The organism is Brevundimonas sp. FV1ye28, from assembly GCF_058681135.1.
Map to the genome: position 1 here is coordinate 2,659,738 of NZ_CM178731.1, position 16,577 is coordinate 2,676,314.

Below are 16,577 nucleotides of genomic sequence, written 5' to 3' on the forward strand. Positions count from 1 at the left end.
ACGGGGGTTCCACGACCCGTCCATTTTATGGTGAAGCTAAATAGTAGACCTATGGAACCGTGGCCATAGTGCTACGTTCAGCCTGCGAAGCCGCTCCATTCAAAGGAGCAGCCACGTCGATTTGTCGGGGAATACCAAGATGAGCCTATTGGCCAGACTCGCGCCGCACCTGCCCTATGTCCGTCGTTACGCGCGGGCGCTGACCGGGGACCAGGCGACGGGCGACAACTACGTCCGCGTCGCGCTGGAGGCCCTGGCCGCCGGCGAACGCCAACTGTCCCCCGACATGACGCCCCGCGTGGCCCTGTATCACGTCTTCCACACCATCTGGTCCACGACCGGAGCCCAGCTTGAGGACGCCAGCGGCATCGAGGCCCAGACCGACGCGTCGAGCCGCCTGATGAAGATCGCCCCGCGTTCGCGCCAGGCCTTCCTGCTGACCGCGCTGGAGGGCTTCACCCCTTCGGAAGCGGCGCAGATCCTGTCGGCCGACGCCCATTCGGTCGAACGCCTGATCGGCGACGCCCAGGCCGAGATCGACGCCGAACTGGCGACCGACGTCCTGATCATCGAGGACGAGGCCATCATCTCGGCCGATATCGAAAGCCTGGTGAAGGAACTGGGCCACAACGTCACCGCCACGGCGACCACGCATGACGAGGCCGTGGATGCGGTCGCCCGTCACCGTCCGGGTCTGGTTCTGGCCGATATCCAGCTGGCCGACGGCTCGTCGGGCATCGACGCGGTCAAGGACATCCTCAAGAAGTTCGACGTGCCGGTGATCTTCATCACCGCCTTCCCCGAGCGCCTGCTGACCGGCGAGCGCCCGGAGCCGACGTTCCTGATCACCAAGCCCTTCCAGCCGGAGACGGTGAAGGCGGCGATCTCGCAGGCCTTGTTCTTCCACCCGACCCGCCAGAAGGAAGCCGCCTGATCCCAGGCGGCGTCTTCGACGGCCAACAAAAAGCCCCGCCGGAGCGATCCGGCGGGGCTTTCCGTTTCAGCCGTCCGGGTCAGGCGGGCGGATTGACGTTCGGGGTCGTTCCGGCGGGGACTGGCGCGGGCTCGCCCGTCGAATTGGTGGGCGCGTCCGACGCGGGCGGCCCGGAGTTGTCGAATGCGGCGGCGTCAACGGCCTGATTGCCGACATTGGCGTTCTGGGATTCGAAGCCGCCGTTCGACAGGAACCACATGCCCAGCAGCAGGATCGCGGCTGCGCCTGCCGATACGATCAGCAGCACAAGGATGCGTTTGCCGGGCCGGGCACCGCGCACATACTGGGCATCGACCGGGCGGCCTTCGTGCACGGCGTCGGCGGCTTCTGAGTGGGGATCGTGGTGGGTCATGGGGGCCTTCCGACTATGAAAACATCTGGTCCGACAACGCTTCGTCCAGCGTGGCTGTTCCGTCCCCGCCCCCTCGGCGAGAAAAAGCGCATGATTTCGCCGAACCGGGGAACGCTTATCGGATGACGCCGTTCTCAGTCTGCGGAGGCGGCGACGCCCCCCCGACTTGGACCGGCCACAGCTGGTCCTGCCGCCCCCGCGCCTCATTCTCGATGATGCCACTTCAAGCCGGTCCCTCAGGGGCCGGCTTTTTTCTTTGCGCCTTGACCGTCCGGCGCGTCATGATGCGGGTCTGCAAAAGAAACCAACTGGAGACGACGACCATGGCCCTCATGAACCGCCAATGGGTGCTGCGCCAGCGGCCGCAGGGCCTGATCCAGGACGGCGATCTGGAACTGGTCGAGAACGTCGTGCCGGAGCTGAAGGACAACGAGGTCCTGGTCCGCACCATCTATCTGTCGCTCGATCCGACCAACCGCACCTGGATGAACGACGCGGTCGGCTATCTGCCGCCGGTGGGTCTGGGCGACGTCATGCGCGGCCTGACGTTGGGCGTGATCGAACAGTCGAAGTCCGAAAAGTTCAAGGAAGGCGACCTCGTCACCACGGCCATGGGCGGCTGGTCGGACTATGGGGTCGTGCCGGACAGCGGCGTGTCGCGCGTCCATCAGTTCCCCGGCATGCCGCTGACGGCCAATATGTCGGTGCTGGGCATGACGGGCCTGACCGCCTGGGCCGGGGTGACCGACGTCCTGCGTCCCGAGCCCGGTCAGGTCATGGTCATCTCTGCCGCCGCCGGCGCCGTCGGCTCGATCGCCGGCCAGATCGCCAAGCAGAAGGGCGCCCACGTCATCGGCATCGCCGGCGGGCCGGACAAATGCCGCTGGCTGACCGAGGATCTCGGGTTCGACGCCGCCATCGACTACAAGAACGAGGATGTCGGCGATGCGCTGGACCGCCTGGCCCCCAATGGGATCGACCTGAACTTCGAGAACGTCGGCGGCGACATCATGGTGGCGGTCTGGAACAGGCTGAACATCCACGCCCGCATGGCCGTCTGCGGCATGGTCTCGGCCTATAACGCCACCAAGCGCCCGCCCTCGCCGGACCTCAGCCGCCTGATCACCCATCGCATGACCATGCGGGGCTTCCTCGTCATGGACTATTCGCCGCGCGCCAAGGAGTTCGTGGCCGAGGTCGGGCCCTGGCTGGCGTCCGGCAAGGTCCAGTGGAAGGTCCATGTCGACAATGGCCTGGAAGGCGCGGTCACCTCGCTGAATCGACTGTTCACGGGCGACCACGACGGCAAGCTTCTGGTACGGGTGTCCGAAGAACCCGCCTGATCGCACAAGGACTGACCATGGCCGATCCGCTTCACGTCCATTTCGAGGATCTCGAGACCGGTCAGGTCCTGCAGCTGGGCGCCTGCGCGGTGGACGAGGCGGCGATCGAACTGTTCGTCCAGCATTTCGCGCCGGGCTGGGACGCGTCTTACGGCGCGCCCGACGCCCTGGTCTATGCGCTGTGGAGCCGGCTGGCGACCGACAAGGCCGCCGGCTGGGCCCAGTCCAAGCTGCTGGCCGTCGACGGCCTGCGCTTCATGCGCAATCCGCCCGCAGGAGAACTGCTGCGCGGGCGGATGACGGTGATGGGCAAGGACCCCGTGGGCGACGACAAGGGCATCGTCATCGCCCAGCACGACCTGCTCGACGAAGGCGGCCGGCTGGTCTTTTCCTGCCTGACGCGGGGCGTGTTCGTCAGAAGGTAGGCAGTAGGCAGTAGGCAGTGTCGCACGGGCCTCGAGCCCATCAAGAACCCTACTGCGTAACTCCTACTGCCTACTGCCTACTGCCTCGCTCTTAGGCGTTACCCACGACGACTTCGCCGGTTTCCTGGGCGCGCTGGAAGGCCAGGGCGATCAGGCGGTCCCAGCCCAGCAGCGACACCAGATGGGCGTAGATCTGGCCCAGGGCGCCGTTGTCGCGCAACTCGGCCAGCTTCTCGACCGGCAGGGCCTTCAGCTTGTCTTCCGAGACGGCGAAATAGTCGGCCAGCTTCTGGGGTTGGCCCGGCTCGCCCTTTTCGTTGCGGGGCGTGAAGACGGCCTCGCGCACGTCGAACAGGTCCAGGTCCGTCAACAGCTTGACGAAGCTTTCGGTGCGCTGGCGCTCCTGTTCGAAGTTGTTGCAGAACTCCATCGCCTGATTGACGTAGTCCGAGGGCTTGCCGTCGGTGAACAGCGGCGACTGGCCGCCCTCGACGATGAACGGCGCGGCTCGGTCGATGCACAGGATCATCCGCTGGCCCTCGGCGTCGTTGGCGAAGACGAACGGATAGCGACGGACATAGGCCGGGATATAGGCCTCGGGGCGGAAGTCGCCCTTGGTCGAGACGTAGAGGTTTTCCGACTGACGCAGGCCCATCACGGCCACGGGTTGCTTGGAATCACCCAGGAAGACGACCGGATAGGACAGGGCCGCCGGGGCGAACTCGGTCACCGTCAGAGGCACGACGTGCGACTGGCCGACGAAGGCATAGGGCTTGTCGACCGGATTGACGCCCAGCTTGCCGTGCAGGTCGTGCGAGAGCGGCTCCGGCTTGCCGTAGAACAGGACGTTGCCGTCCAGGCCGGAGTCTTGGGGTGCGGTTGTGTCGGTCATGGACGCGAGAGCTCTGGGAATGACGGAAAGGCGGGCCTTCTAGCGGAACCGGCCCGCCGCCGCAAACCGATGCATCCGATAGGACTGGGCCGCCAGGTGACGCCGACGCGCGGCCCGTCCGTCCGCCGAGGTTGCGGGACGGCCCTGGGCGGCTTAGCTCTGGGGCATGGGTTCCCCTTGCGATCACGACCATCCTGAAGACGGCCTGAGCGCCGCCGACATCGATCGCGCCCTCGCCGCGGCCGAGGCGCGTTGCGTCGACCAGGGCGAACGGATGACCGCGCCGCGCCGCAGGGTCCTGGAACTGCTGCTGCAATCCGGCGAGGCTGTGAAGGCCTACGACCTGATCGCCCGCTATGGCGCGGACGGTGTCGCGGCCAAGCCGCCGACCGTCTATCGCGCCCTGGAGTTCCTGGAGAAGACGGGGATGGCGCACCGGATCGCGTCGATCAGCGCCTATGTCGCCTGTTCGGTCGGCGACCGCGCCCATGCCGCCGCCTTCCTGATCTGCGACTGCTGCGGCGCGACCGAGGAGGTCACTCCGCCGGAGAGCGAGGCCCTGCACCAGGCCGCCGTGGCCGCCGGCTACGCGCTGGAGCGGACAACGATCGAGGGTCATGGCCGGTGTCCGGCCTGCCGCGTCGCGGCTTGAAAGGCTCGCCGGCCCACCGCATCGGCCTTTCAGCGCTGGCGTCGGGGCCTCCGGCTCCCTAGGTTCGTGGCATGGACGCCGCCCGGCTTACCCCGCCCCGCCGCATGACCGTGCCGATCGACAATCGATGGGGCGCGGGCGAGATGTCCGTTCTCGATTTCGGCGATCCCAAACGGCCGGTCGACTTGGTCTTCTGTCACGCCAACGGTTTCAACGCCCAGACCTACCGCTCGATCCTGGCGCCCCTGGCCTCCTCGCTGCGCATCCTCGCGCCCGATCTGCGCGGCCACGGGGCGACCGTCCTGCCGACCAACAGCCAGGGTCGAAGGGGCTGGCAGGATCATCGCGACGATCTGGTCGCCCTGCTGGACGCGATCGACGGGCCGCCGGTGGTGATCTCGGGCCATTCGATGGGAGCCACCAGCGCCATCCTCGCCACCGCCGAACGGCCCGCCAGGGTTTCACAGGTCGTTGCGTTCGAGCCTGTCATCTGGAAGCGCTGGATGACGACTGCGTTCAACCTGCCTCTGCTCGACGGCCTCGCGACCCATTTCCCGCTGGTGAAGTCGGCACTGCGCCGCCGCGCCCGTTTCGACAGCCGCGAACAGGCTCTGGCGGCTTATCGCGGTCGAGGCGCGTTCAAGGGCTGGTCCGACATCATGCTGATCGACTACCTCGCCTCGGGCCTGGTCGAGGACGGAGACGGATTCGCCCTGGCCTCGCCCCCGGCCTGGGAAGCGTCGAACTATTCATCCCAGGGCCACGATCCGTGGAAGGCGATGAAGACGTCGGGCCGGCCGATTCGGATTCTGAAGGGCGATCAGGGATCGACCTGTCTGGTGGATCCCTCGCCGCGCGGCCTGCCGCTGGTGACGGTCGAGGTCGTCGAAGGGGCGACCCATTTCCTGCCGATGCTGCGTCCGGACATCGCCCGCGACGCCCTGTTCGACGCCGCCGTCTGACCTATTGCCCGGTCTTGTCGCGATAGTCGGCGCGGTCCCGCTCGGTCGCGGCGGTGCGCGCGGCCTTTTCGGCGGCCAAACGATCCTCGATCGCCAGAAGCTCACGGTTGCGTTCGTTCGAGGCCTCGGCGCGGGTCACGCCCGCCGGACGCCCGGTGATGTCGGGCAGATAGATGGGCTGGACGCATTCACGCCCCTCTTCGTACCACCAGCGCCCGGTCTGGGTGCAGGCCTCCTCAGGCGCGACATAGAAGCGCTGGAAGGCGAAGGCCCCGGCCACGAGGACGGTGAAAATCCCGAGGAACAGTATGGTCAGGCGACGCATGGTCAGGAAGCGGTTCATCGATTTTCCACTCGCGGCGACGCTTCAAGTTCACGTCGCGTTACGTTGACAGGCTTCTTCGCCCGTTCCATTCCCTGCCGCAACATTCCGGCATTCTTGGGCCGGCGATCCTGAAGGACTGGCGCACATGAAGGTACTCGTCCCCGTCAAACGGGTGATCGACTATAACGTCAAGGCCCGCGTGAAGGCGGACCAGACCGGCGTCGATCTGGCCAACGTCAAGATGAGCATGAATCCGTTCGACGAAATCGCCGTCGAAGAGGCCGTTCGTCTGAAAGAGGGCAAGGAACACCACGCCGCAGGCACCGCGACGGAGATCGTGGTCGTCTCCATCGGCGTTACCCAGGCCCAGGAAACCATCCGCACGGCCTTGGCCATGGGCGCCGACCGCGGCATCCTGATCCAGTCCGACGCCGACCTGGAGCCCCTGGCCGTCGCCAAGCTGCTGAAGGCCGTGGTCGACGAAGAGAAGCCGGACCTGGTCGTGATGGGCAAACAGTCCATCGACGGCGACAACAATGCGGTCGGCCAGATGCTGGCCGCCCTGCTCGACTGGCCCCAGGCCACCTTCGCCGCCAAGATCGAGATCGCCGACGGCGCGGCCAAGGTCACTCGCGAAGTGGACGGCGGCGCCCAGACCCTGTCGGCGCCCCTGCCGGCCGTGGTCACTGTGGACCTGCGCCTCAACACACCGCGCTATGCGTCTCTGCCCAACATCATGAAGGCCAAGAAGAAGGAGATCGCCATGAAGGCGGTCGCCGACTACGGCGTCGATACGGCCAACCGCCTGACGGTGGTCAAGGTCACGGCCCCGCCGACCCGCTCGGCCGGGATCAAGGTGGCCGACGCCGCCGAACTCGTCTCCAAACTCAAGACCGCGGGAGCCCTGTAGATGGCCGTCCTCGTCATTGCCGATCACGACGGTTCGACCGTCCGCGACAGCACCCACAAGACCGTGACCGCCGCCTTGGCCCTGGGCTCGGACGTGGATGTCCTGGTCGTCGGTCAGGGCGCACAGGCTGCCGCCGACAGCGCGGCCAAGATCGCCGGGGTCCGCAAGGTCCTGCTCGCCGAAAGCGGCGAACTGGGTCACCAGCTGGCCGAGGCCGTCACCGCCACGGTCGTCGGTCTGGCCGCTGCTTACGACGCCATCCTGTCGCCCGCCTCGATGGACGGCAAGAATTTCATGCCGCGCATCGCCGCCAAGCTGGACGTCGCGCCCATCTCCGACATCGTCGAGGTCGTCTCGGCCGACACCTTCGTGCGTCCGATCTACGCCGGCAACGCCCTGGAGACGATCCAGTCCTCGGACGCCAAGAAGGTCATCACGGTCCGCCCGACCGCCTTCGCCCCGGCCGCTGAAGGCGGTTCGGCCTCGGTGGAGACCGTCACCGGTTCGGACGCCGGCAAGGCATCCTTCGTCGGCGAGGAGATGGTCAAGTCGGACCGCCCCGAACTGGGCGCCGCCAAGATCGTCGTCTCGGGCGGTCGCGCCCTGGGCTCGGCCGAGGAGTTTCATGCCGTCATGGATCCGCTGGCCGACAAGCTGGGCGCCGCCGTCGGCGCCTCGCGCGCTGCGGTGGACGCCGGCTACGCGCCCAACGACTATCAGGTCGGCCAGACCGGCAAGGTCGTCGCCCCGGGCCTCTACATCGCCATCGGCATCTCGGGCGCCATCCAGCACTTGGCCGGGATGAAGGACTCCAAGATCATCGTCGCCATCAACAAGGACGCCGACGCCCCGATCTTCCAGGTCGCGGACTACGGCATCGTCGGCGACTACAAGACCGTCGTTCCGGAGCTGATGGCCGCTCTGGGCTGATCTCAGGTTTCGAGATGATTGGAGGGCGCGGGCCGCAGGGTCCGCGCCCTTCTTCATGTCTGAGGTTTCGGCCGTCGGGTCACTTCAGCGCCAATAGTCCCCTGCGGCCGGTCGCGATCACGGCGCCGACCAGAATGGCCGCGGACAGCCATGCGATGACACCCAGCGGGTCCATGGACGCGAGGTAGCCCAGATGAACGGCTGCCGCCCACAGGATCAGCACCGGCAGGATCAAGGCCATGCCGAAGGCCGAGCTTTCCCATGATAACTGGCGCCAGAGCTCGTCATAGAGCCGCCACTGGCGCAGGGTGACGACGGTCGAGACGACGATAGCCAGGGCGACCGCACCGACGGCGACGTCATTGCGCACGAACCCGTCGTCGCCGGCGCCTGCCAGACACAACAACATGATGCCGAACGCGATGACCGTCACGGCGCTGCCCATCAGCATCACCCGCTGATCGACCAGTTCCTCGACATCAGACACGTTCAGGACCTTGGCCCCAAGCTGGGGCAGGGCGGCACCCAACAGGGTGAACAGACCGGTCGCCAGATAGACGATCCCGACCGCCGTGGCGGCCGCTCGGCCCCCGTCCCAGTCCAGATCGCCCCCGAGGGCGTAGAAGCCCAGGACGCCCGCGACGCCCGAGATGAAGCCCAATCCGCCGCCCAACAGCGCCTTCATGGTCTTGTTCTGCTTGGTCACACTCATTTCATTCCTCCGGTCGCCAGTCGTCGATGAAAAGGTTTGGTACGGGCACCTCGAACAGCAAGGCCATGCGCAGGGCGAGCGGCAGGCTGGGATCGTACTTGTCTGTCTCGACCGCGTTGATGGTCTGACGCGAGACCCCGAGGCGGCGAGCGAGTTCGCCCTGGCTCCAGCCCTTCTGTTCCCGCAGTTCACGCACGATATTGCGCATCCAACCCTGTCCAACCTGTCAAGAACTCTTTACAGGGCTTGGTCGGCCTGTCAAGAACTCTTGACAGACTGGAGCTCGGGCGGGGTGACCGGTCCGCGACGCCAGCTCATCCTTACAAATCTGTAATGTTTCCGCCTTTGACGGACGGGTTGCGACGCTTTTGTAATCCGCCTCGTTCCGCGCGGTCGGCGCGACAGGGGAGCGTTCATAGATGATCCGTCACGCCTTGCGGGGGCCAAGCCTCGCCGTCGTCGCCTGCGCGCTCGCGCTATCGGCCTGCGCCACCACGGATGGAGACGGCGCGCCGTCGGCGGACGGCTCGAACAGCGGTGGAACCGAAACCGAACGCACCCTGGCGCGCGGCCTCGACTATGCCGCCAACCCCGATCCCTATCCCTCGACCTATCAGCCCCTGCCGCGCGACAATATCGCCATCGTCGGCGGCACCGTCCTGACCGGGACGGATCAGCGGATCGAGAACGGCGTGGTCCTGATGAGCGACGGCAAGGTCCAGGCCGTAGGCCCGGCCTCGACGCCCGTCCCTGGCGGCTACCGGGTCGTGGATGCGCGCGGCCGCTACGTAACCCCCGGCATCATCGACGTCCACTCCCACCTCGGCGTCTATCCCTCGCCCGGCGTGCAGGGCATGTCGGACGGCAACGAGGCGACCAGCCCGAACACGGCTCAGGTCTGGGCCGAACATTCGATCTGGCCCCAGGACCCCGGCTTCAACACCGCGCGCGCGGGCGGCGTGACCACGCTTCAGATCCTGCCCGGCTCGGCCAACCTGTTCGGCGGCCGTTCGGTGACCGTCCGCAACATCCCGTCGATCACCATGCAGGGGATGAAGTTCCCCGACGCTCCCTATGGCGTGAAGATGGCCTGTGGCGAAAACCCGTCGCGCGTCTATGGCTCGCGCAACCAGTCGCCTGCCACCGGCATGGGCAATGTCGCCGGCTATCGCGCCGCCTTCATCGCCGCCCAGGACTATCGCGACAAATGGGACAAGTGGCGCGACAGCGGAGAGGGATCGCCCCCAACCCGCAATCTCCAGAACGAGACCCTGGCCGGGGTGCTGGACGGCTCCATCATGGTCCAGAACCACTGCTACCGCGCCGACGAGATGGCCGTGATGATGGACATCGCCGATGAGTTCGGCTTCCGCATCACCGCCTTCCATCATGCCATCGAGGCCTACAAGCTGGCCCCGCAACTGGCCGCCTCCGGCGTCTGCGCCGACATGTGGACCGGCTGGTGGGGCTTCAAGATGGAGGCTCTGGACGCGATCGAGGAGAACGCGGCCCTGGTCGACGCGCCCGAAGGCTCCTGCGCCGTCATCCACTCCGACGACGCCCAACTGACCCAGCGCCTGAACCAGGAGGCCGCCGCCGCCCTGGCCGCCGGTCGCCGCGCCGGACTGAACATCTCGGAAGAGCGCGCGATCAGCTGGATCACTTCCAATGCCGCCCGCTCGCTCGGCATCGGCGACGAGACCGGTTCGCTCGAAGCCGGCAAACGCGGCGACGTCGTCATCTGGAGCGCCAATCCCTTCTCGGTCTACGCCCGCGCCGATCAGGTCTTCATCGACGGCGCCCTGACCTTCGACCGCTTCGACCCGCGTTATCAGCCCGTCTCCGACTTCGAGCTGGGCCAGCCCGGCTTCGGCATCGCCGCCGCCAACATCGCTCCGGGAGCCCGCTGATATGCGTCGTTTCGCACTCATCTCCCTGACGGCGCTCGCGCTGTCGGCCATGCCCGCCCTCGCTCAGGTCACGGCTATCACCGGCGGGCGCGTCCTGACCGGAACCTCCGTCATCGAAAACGGCACGGTCGTCATCGACGGCGGCCGGATCGTCTCGGTCGGAACCGGCGCGGCCCCGGCCGGCGCCCGCGTCATCGACGCGACCGGCAAGGTCGTCACCCCCGGCTTCGTCGCGGTGGACTCGGGCCTCGGCCTGACCGAGATCTCCTCGGTCGGCGGCTCGGAAGACCAGTCCAACGACGCCAACACCATCTCGGCCTCCTTCGACGTCAGCTACGGCCTCGACCCTTGGTCGATCGCCATTCCGGTGGCGCGTCTGGGCGGCATCACGCGCGCCATCGTCGTGCCCAACCATCCGGGCGGTTCGGGCGGCCACCAGCATCAGGACGACTCAGACTTCGCCGGCGCCGGCGACGGCGGCTTCCAGTCGCCGGGCCTGTTCGCGGGCACGGCCTCGGTCATCCATCTGGCGGCCGGGACCGACATCCTGGTCAAGCCGCGTGTGGCCATGATCGCCCCGTTCGGCGAGGCCGGCGCCGGCGTGGCGGGCGGCGCACGCGGCGCCCAGTTCACCCAGTTCAAGGAGACCCTGCACGAGGTCCGCCTCTATGCCCGCAACCGCGCCGCCTATGACCGCGCCGCGCTGCGCGATCTCTCCCTGTCGCGTGCCGACCTGGAGGCCCTGATCCCCGTCGTGAACGGCGAGATGCCTCTGATCGTCACGGTCCACCGCGCCGCCGACATCCAGCAGGTCCTGCGTCTGGCGCGGGAAGAAGGCATCAAGCTGATCCTCGACGGCGCCGAGGAGGGCTGGCTGGTCGCCGCCGAGATCGCCGCCGCCGATACGCCGGTCCTGCTGAACCCCATCTCCAACCTGCCGGGCAATCTCGAGACCCGGGCGGCGCGGATGGAGAATGCGGCGGCCCTGAATGCGGCGGGCGTCGTCATCGCCATCAAGGGCAACGAAGGCTCGGTCCACCGCGCCCGCGAGGCCCGCTACAACGCCGGCAACGCTGTCTCTCACGGCCTGCCGTTCGAGGCGGCCATCGCGGCCCTGACGGTCAATCCGGCGCGCATCTTCGGCATGGCCGGCCAGTTCGGCGAGCTTCGCGCAGGCGCGGCGGCCGATGTGGTCGTCTGGTCCGGCGACCCCCTGGAGCCGATGTCCTCGGTCACGGCCGAGTTCATCAACGGCCAGGAACAGTCCCTGACCAGCCGCCAGCACCTTCTCCGCGACCGCTACCGCAACGGCGGCCGTGTCGGCGGCGGCATGCCGGTGGCTTACGGCAACTAGGGTCAACGCCTTCTGCCTCCCCCTCGGGGGAGGGTGGCTGAGCGCAGCGAAGCCGGGTGGGGACGGCAAGGCGACATGGCGAGGGCAGTGTCTGGATCGCCTCGCCGCCCCCACCCCGTCGCTTCGCGACGACCCTCCCCCGCGGGGGGAGGGAGAGGTATAGGGACGTCATGCCCACCGCCCCCCGCATCTTCATCGACGCCGACGCCTGTCCGGTGAAGGACGAGGTCTATCGCGTCGCCGAACGCTACGGCCTCAAGGTCTTCGTGGTCTCCAACTCCTGGATCAACACCCGCCGCGAACCATGGATCGAACAGGTCGTCGTCGATGCCGGCCCCGACATCGCCGACGACTGGATCGCCGAGCGCACCGGTCCCGGCGACATCGTCGTCACCGCAGACATCCCGCTCGCCGACCGCTGCCTGAAGTCCGGCGCCCAGGCGCTGAAGTCCAATGGCCAGCCCTTCACCGAAGATTCGATCGGCTCGGCCCTGGCCGGACGGCTGGTGGGCGAGCATCTGCGCTCCATGGGCGTGGCCACCTCCGGTCCGCCGCCGTTCGGACCCAAGGACCGCTCGTCCTTCCTCCAGGCGCTCGACCGTGCCGTGGTCGTGGCCAAGCGCGCCATTCCAGTGGAGAGGGGCCCATGACCACCATCCCGGAGAATGAACTGGAGTTCCGCTTCTTCCGCTCGGGCGGACCGGGCGGCCAGAACGTCAACAAGGTCTCGACCGCCGTCCAGATGCGGTTCGACGCCAGGAACTCACCCTCCCTGCGGGATCCGGTCCGCGAGCGGTTGATGAAACTGGCGGGCAGCCGGCTGACCCTGGACGGGGTCATCGTCATCACCGCCGTCCGTTTCCGAACCCAGGAGCGCAACCGCGCCGACGCCATGGAGCGGCTTCAGGAACTGGTCGACAAGGCCTCGATCGCTCCGACCTATCGCGTGCCGACGAGGCCCACGCGCGCCTCCAAGGAGCGCCGCCTCCAAGCCAAGTCGGGTCGCGCCACGATCAAGAGCGGGCGGGGCAAGCCGTCGCTGGACTGATCCTCCCCGCCGCCTTGCCGGATCAGACGGCGATGGGGCGTGGCCGCTTCAGCGCGGGGCTCGGTCCATCATCTGCTGCAACGGGGTGCGGGGCAGGGTCTCCATCGTCAGCAAGCCGTCGCGGTCGCTGTCGAGCAAGATGAACCAGCGCTCGGTCGCCTGGGTCCATTCCTCCCGCGTCACCGTCTGGTTGGTGTCGAGGTCGGCGGCCTTCACCGGCTGCGGATAGTTGAAGAAGCCCGCCGCCGCGATCGGTCCATAGGCCAGGGGACCTGTCGGCGCCGTCTGGCGCCGGCCGCCCCGGCGACGCTGTTGCTGTGGCGCCGGCTCGGCGAGGTTCTGTCGGTCGCCGCTGAAGCCTTCCAGCCGCCGACCGGGCGCACGCTGGCCGCCTTCCATGCCGGGCAGGCGGGACCGCGCCTCGGCCAGGTCCTGTTCGTAGGCGGCGATCTCGTCGGGCGTCAGGCGGTCGTCGCGGCGGACATCCAGAGCCTGGAACTGGCGGGCGCCGTCGGCGGCGAACTCATCGAAGGTCATCCGGCCGTCGCTGTCGGCATCCGCGCCGGCGAACCAGTCTGCGACCGGCCAGGGCTGGCCGGGTTCGGAGAAGACCAGTTCGCCGAACGGGCTGACGAACAGGCCGGGACGCGGTCCGGCAGGCCCGCCGGGTCCGCCGGGCCCCATCGGTCGGCCCGGATCGGACGCGCAGGCCGAGAGGGCGACCAGGCCGAGGGCGACGAATGCCAGATGCTTCATGGGGACTTCCAGGGGAGGAGACGAAAGGGCGTCAGGCGCCGGGCGCGACCGGCTCGGACGATTCCGGCGGGGCTTCCCGGAAGCGCACGGCGGCGATCAGGCCCGTGTCGTCCAGACCGACCTGCCACTGGGTCACGGCGTTCTCGAAGGTCACCAGGAACTGGCCGGCGTCGTCCGCCGCTCCTTGGGCCTCGATGGTCTGGACCGCACCGTAGTCGCGGATACGCCGGGAATAGTCCGCCAGCTGGCCGTTCAGCCGCGTGGCGACGCCCGGCGTGAACAGGCGCTCGTCGATGTCGGCGGCGCGGAACTGCTCGATCACGGCCCGCAGGGTCTCCTCCGCCATCTGGGTGTTGGAGACCGCAGGCGCGGCGGCCGCCGCGGCCGGGGCCGTGGTGACGGGAGCGTCGAAGGTGTTGGGCAGGGTGGCGGCAGCCCCGCTGGACGGCGCGAAGGACCGGCTCTGGTTCAGCGCCTGCGTCGAGGGCGTCGCCTGGGCGAGGACCGGCCCGGCCAGGGCGGCGACGAGAAGGCCAGCGGCGAGGGTCTTGATCGAGGTCATGCGAACTCCGGGACTGTCAGCCCAGCATCCGGGGCCAAAGCGACACAATGAGGGCGGCCGCCGAAAGGCTTGTCGCGGCGACGACGCAGACCGCCAGCCAGACGGGCGTCTTCACCCGCTCCACGACAACGGTCTGGGACGCAGGCGGATCCTGCACCAGTCGCGACAGGGCCCGCGCCCCGCCCAGAATCTCGCGCAGGCCGTCGCGCACCTGGGCCTTGGGGCCCAGCTCCCGCGTGATCCACCGCTCCACGACCGGCTGGGCCGCCGCCCACAGGTCGTGATCCGGGTTCAGACGCCGCGCCACACCCTCGACCGAGACCATGGTCTTCTGCAGCAGGATCAGCTCGGGCCGCAGATGCATGTCGAACAGGGCGGTGATCTCGAACAACTGGCCCAGAAGCCGTCCCATCGACACCTGCGAGGCCGCCCGGCCGATCACGGGCTCGCCCACCGCACGCAGGGCCTGGGCGAAGGCCTCGACCGAATGGTGCGGCGGCACATAGCCGGCCTCGAAATGCACGCGGGCGATGCGCGGGTAGTCCCGCGTCAGGAAGCCCCACAGGATCTCCGCCAGATAGCGTCGCTCACCCGCGTTCAGCCGTCCGATGATGCCGAAATCGACAGCCATCAGTTCGGCCGGCGCCGAGGCGAACAGGTTGCCCTCGTGCAGATCGGCGTGGAAGGTCCCGTGGTCCAGCGCCTGCACGAGGAAGGCCCGCACGACGTTGTCGGCCAGGGCATTGATGTCCATGCCCGGCTGTTCGACGGCCAGCGGATCGGTCATGGGCAAACCTTCGGCCCACTCCAACGTCAGCACCCGCTTGCCGACCCCGTCCCAGACCACCTTGGGCGCGGTCATGTGCGCGCCGTCGGCCCTGGCCTTCTCCATGATGTCGTGCAGCTCGGACGCGGCGGCCGCTTCCAGCCGCATGTCCAACTCGAGGTACATCGACCGCGCCACCGTCTCGACGAAGGCTTCGGGCTCCAGCCGCCGGGCGGCGGGGACCAGCCGGTGCACCATCCCGGCTGCCAGTCGCATGGCGTCCAGCCCCTGAACCACGCGCCGTTCGACGCCGGGCCGCAGCACCTTGACCGCCACCTTGCGCCCGTCCGCCAGCCAGGCCGGATGCGCCTGGGCCAGGGACGCCGCCCCGATCGGATCGCCGAAATCGGTGAACAGGCTCTCGACCGGACGTCCTAGCGACCGCTCGATCTCGCGCCGCGCCTCCTCGGTCGGGAAGGCCGGCAGCTTGTCCTTCAGCCGGCCCAGGTCGCGCGCGAATTCGATGCCGAAGATGTCGGCGCGGGTGGCCATGACCTGACCCAGCTTGATCGCCACCGGCCCCAGGGTCTCGAACGCCCGGCCCAGCCTCTGGCCCGGCCGTCCGTCCCGACCCTCGCGCCCCGCGAACAGATGCACGAACCCCGCGATCGGCCGCGCCCAGCCGGGCAGCATCGGCGTGATCTCGCGCGGCATCAGGGCGTCGTGCTTGGCCAGGGCCCCGCCCCAGCGGATCAGCCGCCAGGTCGCGCCGACGGGATCGCGCACGGGCACGGTCGGCGGGGCTGCGGGCGCGACCCGGTATGCGGCGGGAAAGCTCAGACCGCCCACCCGAAGTGGATCGCGGCGACCCCGCCCGACAGGTTGGTCACGGCCACCCGGCTGAAGCCGGCCTCCTCGATCAACCCCTTGAAGGTCGACTGGTCGGGGAAGCGCCGGATGCTCTCGACCAGGTACTGGTAGCTGTCGCGATCCTTGGCGACCCATTCGCCGATGCGCGGAATGGCGTGGAAGGACCATGCGTCATAGGCCTTGCGCACCGCCTCGGCCGTGGGGCGCGAGAACTCCAGGCACAGGAACCGTCCGCCGGGCTTCAGCACCCGCCGCGCCTCCTTGAGCGCCACGGCGATGTCCGACACGTTCCGGATGCCGAAACTGATCGAATAGGCGTCGACCGAGGCGTCGGGGATCGGCAGGGCCATGGCGTCGCCGACGGTCCAGATCATCTCGGGCTCGCCGCCCTTCTCGACCCCGGCCAGGATCATCTCGGCATTGTAGTCCAGCACGATGACCGAGGCGTCGTCGCCGCCACGCCGTTCCTGGGCTCGCCGCGCCATCTTCGAATAGCGCCGCGCCATGTCGCCGGTGCCGCCCGCGACATCCAGGATGGTCTCGCCCGGCCGCGGGTTCAGCTTGGCCGCCGCCGCGTCCTTCCACAGCCGGTGGACGCCCCCGCTCATCAGGTCGTTCATCAGGTCGTAGCTGGAGGCCACGCTGTCGAACACGCCTCGCACCATCCGCACCTTCTCGCGCGCATCCACGTCGCGAAAGCCGAAGGAGGAGGTGTCGCCCGAGGAGTGCGGCCCGTGGGGCTGGGAACTGTGCTGGGAAGCGGTCATGGAAGGCGGTCTAGCGCGCCGCGATGGCCACGTCACCGGGCCTCGCC

The 16,577-nt window shown here is 68.2% G+C and carries 20 protein-coding genes; 11 read left to right on the forward strand and 9 right to left on the reverse strand.

Translation table 11 applies throughout. From position 1 onward, the window contains the following. The first annotated feature begins 139 nt into the window (after positions 1-139). On the forward strand, positions 140-934 hold the full coding sequence (phyR, locus tag ACW171_RS13030) for an anti-anti sigma factor/receiver protein PhyR (RefSeq protein ID WP_492093787.1): 795 nt from the start codon (positions 140-142) through the stop codon (positions 932-934). A gap of 79 nt (positions 935-1,013) precedes the next feature. Here phyR and ACW171_RS13035 read toward each other — a convergent pair whose 3' ends face one another. Beyond that, a complete protein-coding gene (locus tag ACW171_RS13035; RefSeq protein ID WP_492093788.1) occupies positions 1,014-1,346 on the reverse strand; it encodes a hypothetical protein in 333 nt (110 codons plus the stop codon). A 323-nt stretch (positions 1,347-1,669) separates the two neighbouring features. Between ACW171_RS13035 and ACW171_RS13040 the strand changes: the two genes are divergently transcribed. Then, positions 1,670-2,689, forward strand: a complete 1,020-nt coding sequence (locus ACW171_RS13040) for an NADP-dependent oxidoreductase (RefSeq protein WP_492093789.1) — start codon at positions 1,670-1,672, stop codon at positions 2,687-2,689. A 17-nt stretch (positions 2,690-2,706) separates the two neighbouring features. Then, positions 2,707-3,114 carry a MaoC family dehydratase gene (locus ACW171_RS13045; protein WP_492093790.1) on the forward strand — a complete coding sequence of 136 codons (408 nt, stop codon included), beginning with the start codon at positions 2,707-2,709 and terminating at the stop codon, positions 3,112-3,114. Between the two features lie 91 nt (positions 3,115-3,205). Here the strand turns inward: ACW171_RS13045 and ACW171_RS13050 are convergent, their stop codons facing one another. Further along, positions 3,206-4,006 (reverse strand): SapC family protein, encoded by an 801-nt coding sequence (locus tag ACW171_RS13050; protein WP_492093791.1) that lies wholly within the window; start codon positions 4,004-4,006, stop codon positions 3,206-3,208. Between the two features lie 166 nt (positions 4,007-4,172). Between ACW171_RS13050 and ACW171_RS13055 the strand changes: the two genes are divergently transcribed. Both ACW171_RS13055 and ACW171_RS13060 read left to right on the forward strand, forming a co-directional pair. Continuing rightward, on the forward strand, positions 4,173-4,658 hold the full coding sequence (locus tag ACW171_RS13055) for a Fur family transcriptional regulator (protein ID WP_492093792.1): 486 nt from the start codon (positions 4,173-4,175) through the stop codon (positions 4,656-4,658). Positions 4,659-4,729: 71 nt separating this feature from the next. Next, positions 4,730-5,620: an alpha/beta fold hydrolase gene (locus ACW171_RS13060; protein ID WP_492093793.1), complete on the forward strand. Its 891-nt coding sequence runs from the start codon at positions 4,730-4,732 to the stop codon at positions 5,618-5,620. Between the two features lies 1 nt (position 5,621). Here the strand turns inward: ACW171_RS13060 and ACW171_RS13065 are convergent, their stop codons facing one another. Beyond that, positions 5,622-5,963, reverse strand: coding sequence for a hypothetical protein (locus tag ACW171_RS13065; protein ID WP_492093794.1), 342 nt, complete (start codon positions 5,961-5,963; stop codon positions 5,622-5,624). A gap of 127 nt (positions 5,964-6,090) precedes the next feature. Here ACW171_RS13065 and ACW171_RS13070 point away from each other — a divergent pair, with 127 nt between their 5' ends. Next, on the forward strand, positions 6,091-6,855 hold the full coding sequence (locus ACW171_RS13070; RefSeq protein WP_492093795.1) for an electron transfer flavoprotein subunit beta/FixA family protein: 765 nt from the start codon (positions 6,091-6,093) through the stop codon (positions 6,853-6,855). Beyond that, a complete protein-coding gene (locus ACW171_RS13075) occupies positions 6,856-7,785 on the forward strand; it encodes an electron transfer flavoprotein subunit alpha/FixB family protein (protein WP_492093796.1) in 930 nt (309 codons plus the stop codon). Between the two features lie 79 nt (positions 7,786-7,864). Here ACW171_RS13075 and ACW171_RS13080 read toward each other — a convergent pair whose 3' ends face one another. Together ACW171_RS13080 and ACW171_RS13085 are read right to left on the reverse strand one after the other, a co-directional pair. Continuing rightward, positions 7,865-8,497 carry a hypothetical protein gene (locus ACW171_RS13080; protein ID WP_492093797.1) on the reverse strand — a complete coding sequence of 211 codons (633 nt, stop codon included), beginning with the start codon at positions 8,495-8,497 and terminating at the stop codon, positions 7,865-7,867. A gap of 1 nt (position 8,498) precedes the next feature. Continuing rightward, on the reverse strand, positions 8,499-8,705 hold the full coding sequence (locus ACW171_RS13085) for a helix-turn-helix transcriptional regulator (RefSeq protein ID WP_492093798.1): 207 nt from the start codon (positions 8,703-8,705) through the stop codon (positions 8,499-8,501). Between the two features lie 211 nt (positions 8,706-8,916). Here ACW171_RS13085 and ACW171_RS13090 point away from each other — a divergent pair, with 211 nt between their 5' ends. From ACW171_RS13090 to arfB, 4 genes are all read left to right on the forward strand, one after another. Continuing rightward, positions 8,917-10,407, forward strand: coding sequence for an amidohydrolase (locus ACW171_RS13090; protein WP_492093799.1), 1,491 nt, complete (start codon positions 8,917-8,919; stop codon positions 10,405-10,407). Between the two features lies 1 nt (position 10,408). After that, entirely contained in the window at positions 10,409-11,761 is a 1,353-nt protein-coding gene (locus ACW171_RS13095) for an amidohydrolase family protein (RefSeq protein ID WP_492093800.1), read from the forward strand. 170 nt (positions 11,762-11,931) lie between these two features. After that, on the forward strand, positions 11,932-12,411 hold the full coding sequence (locus ACW171_RS13100; protein WP_492093801.1) for a YaiI/YqxD family protein: 480 nt from the start codon (positions 11,932-11,934) through the stop codon (positions 12,409-12,411). Continuing rightward, positions 12,408-12,809, forward strand: coding sequence for an alternative ribosome rescue aminoacyl-tRNA hydrolase ArfB (gene arfB / locus ACW171_RS13105; protein WP_492093802.1), 402 nt, complete (start codon positions 12,408-12,410; stop codon positions 12,807-12,809). Before ACW171_RS13100 ends, arfB begins: the two co-directional genes overlap by 4 nt. Positions 12,810-12,857: 48 nt before the next feature. Here the strand turns inward: arfB and ACW171_RS13110 are convergent, their stop codons facing one another. Genes ACW171_RS13110 through ACW171_RS13125 form a run of 4 tightly spaced genes read right to left on the reverse strand, consistent with a single transcriptional unit; the run spans position 12,858 to position 16,530 of the window. Continuing rightward, a complete protein-coding gene (locus ACW171_RS13110) occupies positions 12,858-13,565 on the reverse strand; it encodes a hypothetical protein (RefSeq protein ID WP_492093803.1) in 708 nt (235 codons plus the stop codon). A 31-nt stretch (positions 13,566-13,596) separates the two neighbouring features. After that, a complete protein-coding gene (locus ACW171_RS13115) occupies positions 13,597-14,127 on the reverse strand; it encodes a hypothetical protein (protein WP_492093804.1) in 531 nt (176 codons plus the stop codon). Positions 14,128-14,143: 16 nt separating this feature from the next. After that, entirely contained in the window at positions 14,144-15,685 is a 1,542-nt protein-coding gene (gene ubiB, locus ACW171_RS13120; protein WP_492093805.1) for a 2-polyprenylphenol 6-hydroxylase, read from the reverse strand. Between the two features lie 44 nt (positions 15,686-15,729). Then, complete coding sequence (locus ACW171_RS13125; RefSeq protein ID WP_492093806.1) at positions 15,730-16,530, reverse strand: class I SAM-dependent methyltransferase; 801 nt, start codon at positions 16,528-16,530, stop codon at positions 15,730-15,732. Positions 16,531-16,577 lie beyond the last annotated feature (47 nt).

Excerpts from the sequence above, each read along its gene's own strand:
- ACW171_RS13110 (WP_492093803.1), bottom strand. The coding sequence starts at position 13,565 with ATGAAGCATCTGGCATTCGTCGCCCTCGGCCTGGTCGCCCTCTCGGCC.
- ACW171_RS13040 (WP_492093789.1), top strand. The coding sequence starts at position 1,670 with ATGGCCCTCATGAACCGCCAATGGGTGCTGCGCCAGCGGCCGCAGGGC.
- ACW171_RS13060 (WP_492093793.1), top strand. The coding sequence starts at position 4,730 with ATGGACGCCGCCCGGCTTACCCCGCCCCGCCGCATGACCGTGCCGATC.
- ACW171_RS13045 (WP_492093790.1), top strand. The coding sequence starts at position 2,707 with ATGGCCGATCCGCTTCACGTCCATTTCGAGGATCTCGAGACCGGTCAG.
- ACW171_RS13065 (WP_492093794.1), bottom strand. The coding sequence starts at position 5,963 with ATGAACCGCTTCCTGACCATGCGTCGCCTGACCATACTGTTCCTCGGG.
- ACW171_RS13125 (WP_492093806.1), bottom strand. The coding sequence starts at position 16,530 with ATGACCGCTTCCCAGCACAGTTCCCAGCCCCACGGGCCGCACTCCTCG.
- ACW171_RS13075 (WP_492093796.1), top strand. The coding sequence starts at position 6,856 with ATGGCCGTCCTCGTCATTGCCGATCACGACGGTTCGACCGTCCGCGAC.
- ACW171_RS13095 (WP_492093800.1), top strand. The coding sequence starts at position 10,409 with ATGCGTCGTTTCGCACTCATCTCCCTGACGGCGCTCGCGCTGTCGGCC.
- ACW171_RS13100 (WP_492093801.1), top strand. The coding sequence starts at position 11,932 with ATGCCCACCGCCCCCCGCATCTTCATCGACGCCGACGCCTGTCCGGTG.
- ACW171_RS13085 (WP_492093798.1), bottom strand. The coding sequence starts at position 8,705 with ATGCGCAATATCGTGCGTGAACTGCGGGAACAGAAGGGCTGGAGCCAG.
- ACW171_RS13035 (WP_492093788.1), bottom strand. The coding sequence starts at position 1,346 with ATGACCCACCACGATCCCCACTCAGAAGCCGCCGACGCCGTGCACGAA.
- ACW171_RS13055 (WP_492093792.1), top strand. The coding sequence starts at position 4,173 with ATGGGTTCCCCTTGCGATCACGACCATCCTGAAGACGGCCTGAGCGCC.
- ACW171_RS13115 (WP_492093804.1), bottom strand. The coding sequence starts at position 14,127 with ATGACCTCGATCAAGACCCTCGCCGCTGGCCTTCTCGTCGCCGCCCTG.
- phyR (WP_492093787.1), top strand. The coding sequence starts at position 140 with ATGAGCCTATTGGCCAGACTCGCGCCGCACCTGCCCTATGTCCGTCGT.
- ACW171_RS13090 (WP_492093799.1), top strand. The coding sequence starts at position 8,917 with ATGATCCGTCACGCCTTGCGGGGGCCAAGCCTCGCCGTCGTCGCCTGC.
- ACW171_RS13050 (WP_492093791.1), bottom strand. The coding sequence starts at position 4,006 with ATGACCGACACAACCGCACCCCAAGACTCCGGCCTGGACGGCAACGTC.
- arfB (WP_492093802.1), top strand. The coding sequence starts at position 12,408 with ATGACCACCATCCCGGAGAATGAACTGGAGTTCCGCTTCTTCCGCTCG.
- ACW171_RS13070 (WP_492093795.1), top strand. The coding sequence starts at position 6,091 with ATGAAGGTACTCGTCCCCGTCAAACGGGTGATCGACTATAACGTCAAG.
- ACW171_RS13080 (WP_492093797.1), bottom strand. The coding sequence starts at position 8,497 with ATGAGTGTGACCAAGCAGAACAAGACCATGAAGGCGCTGTTGGGCGGC.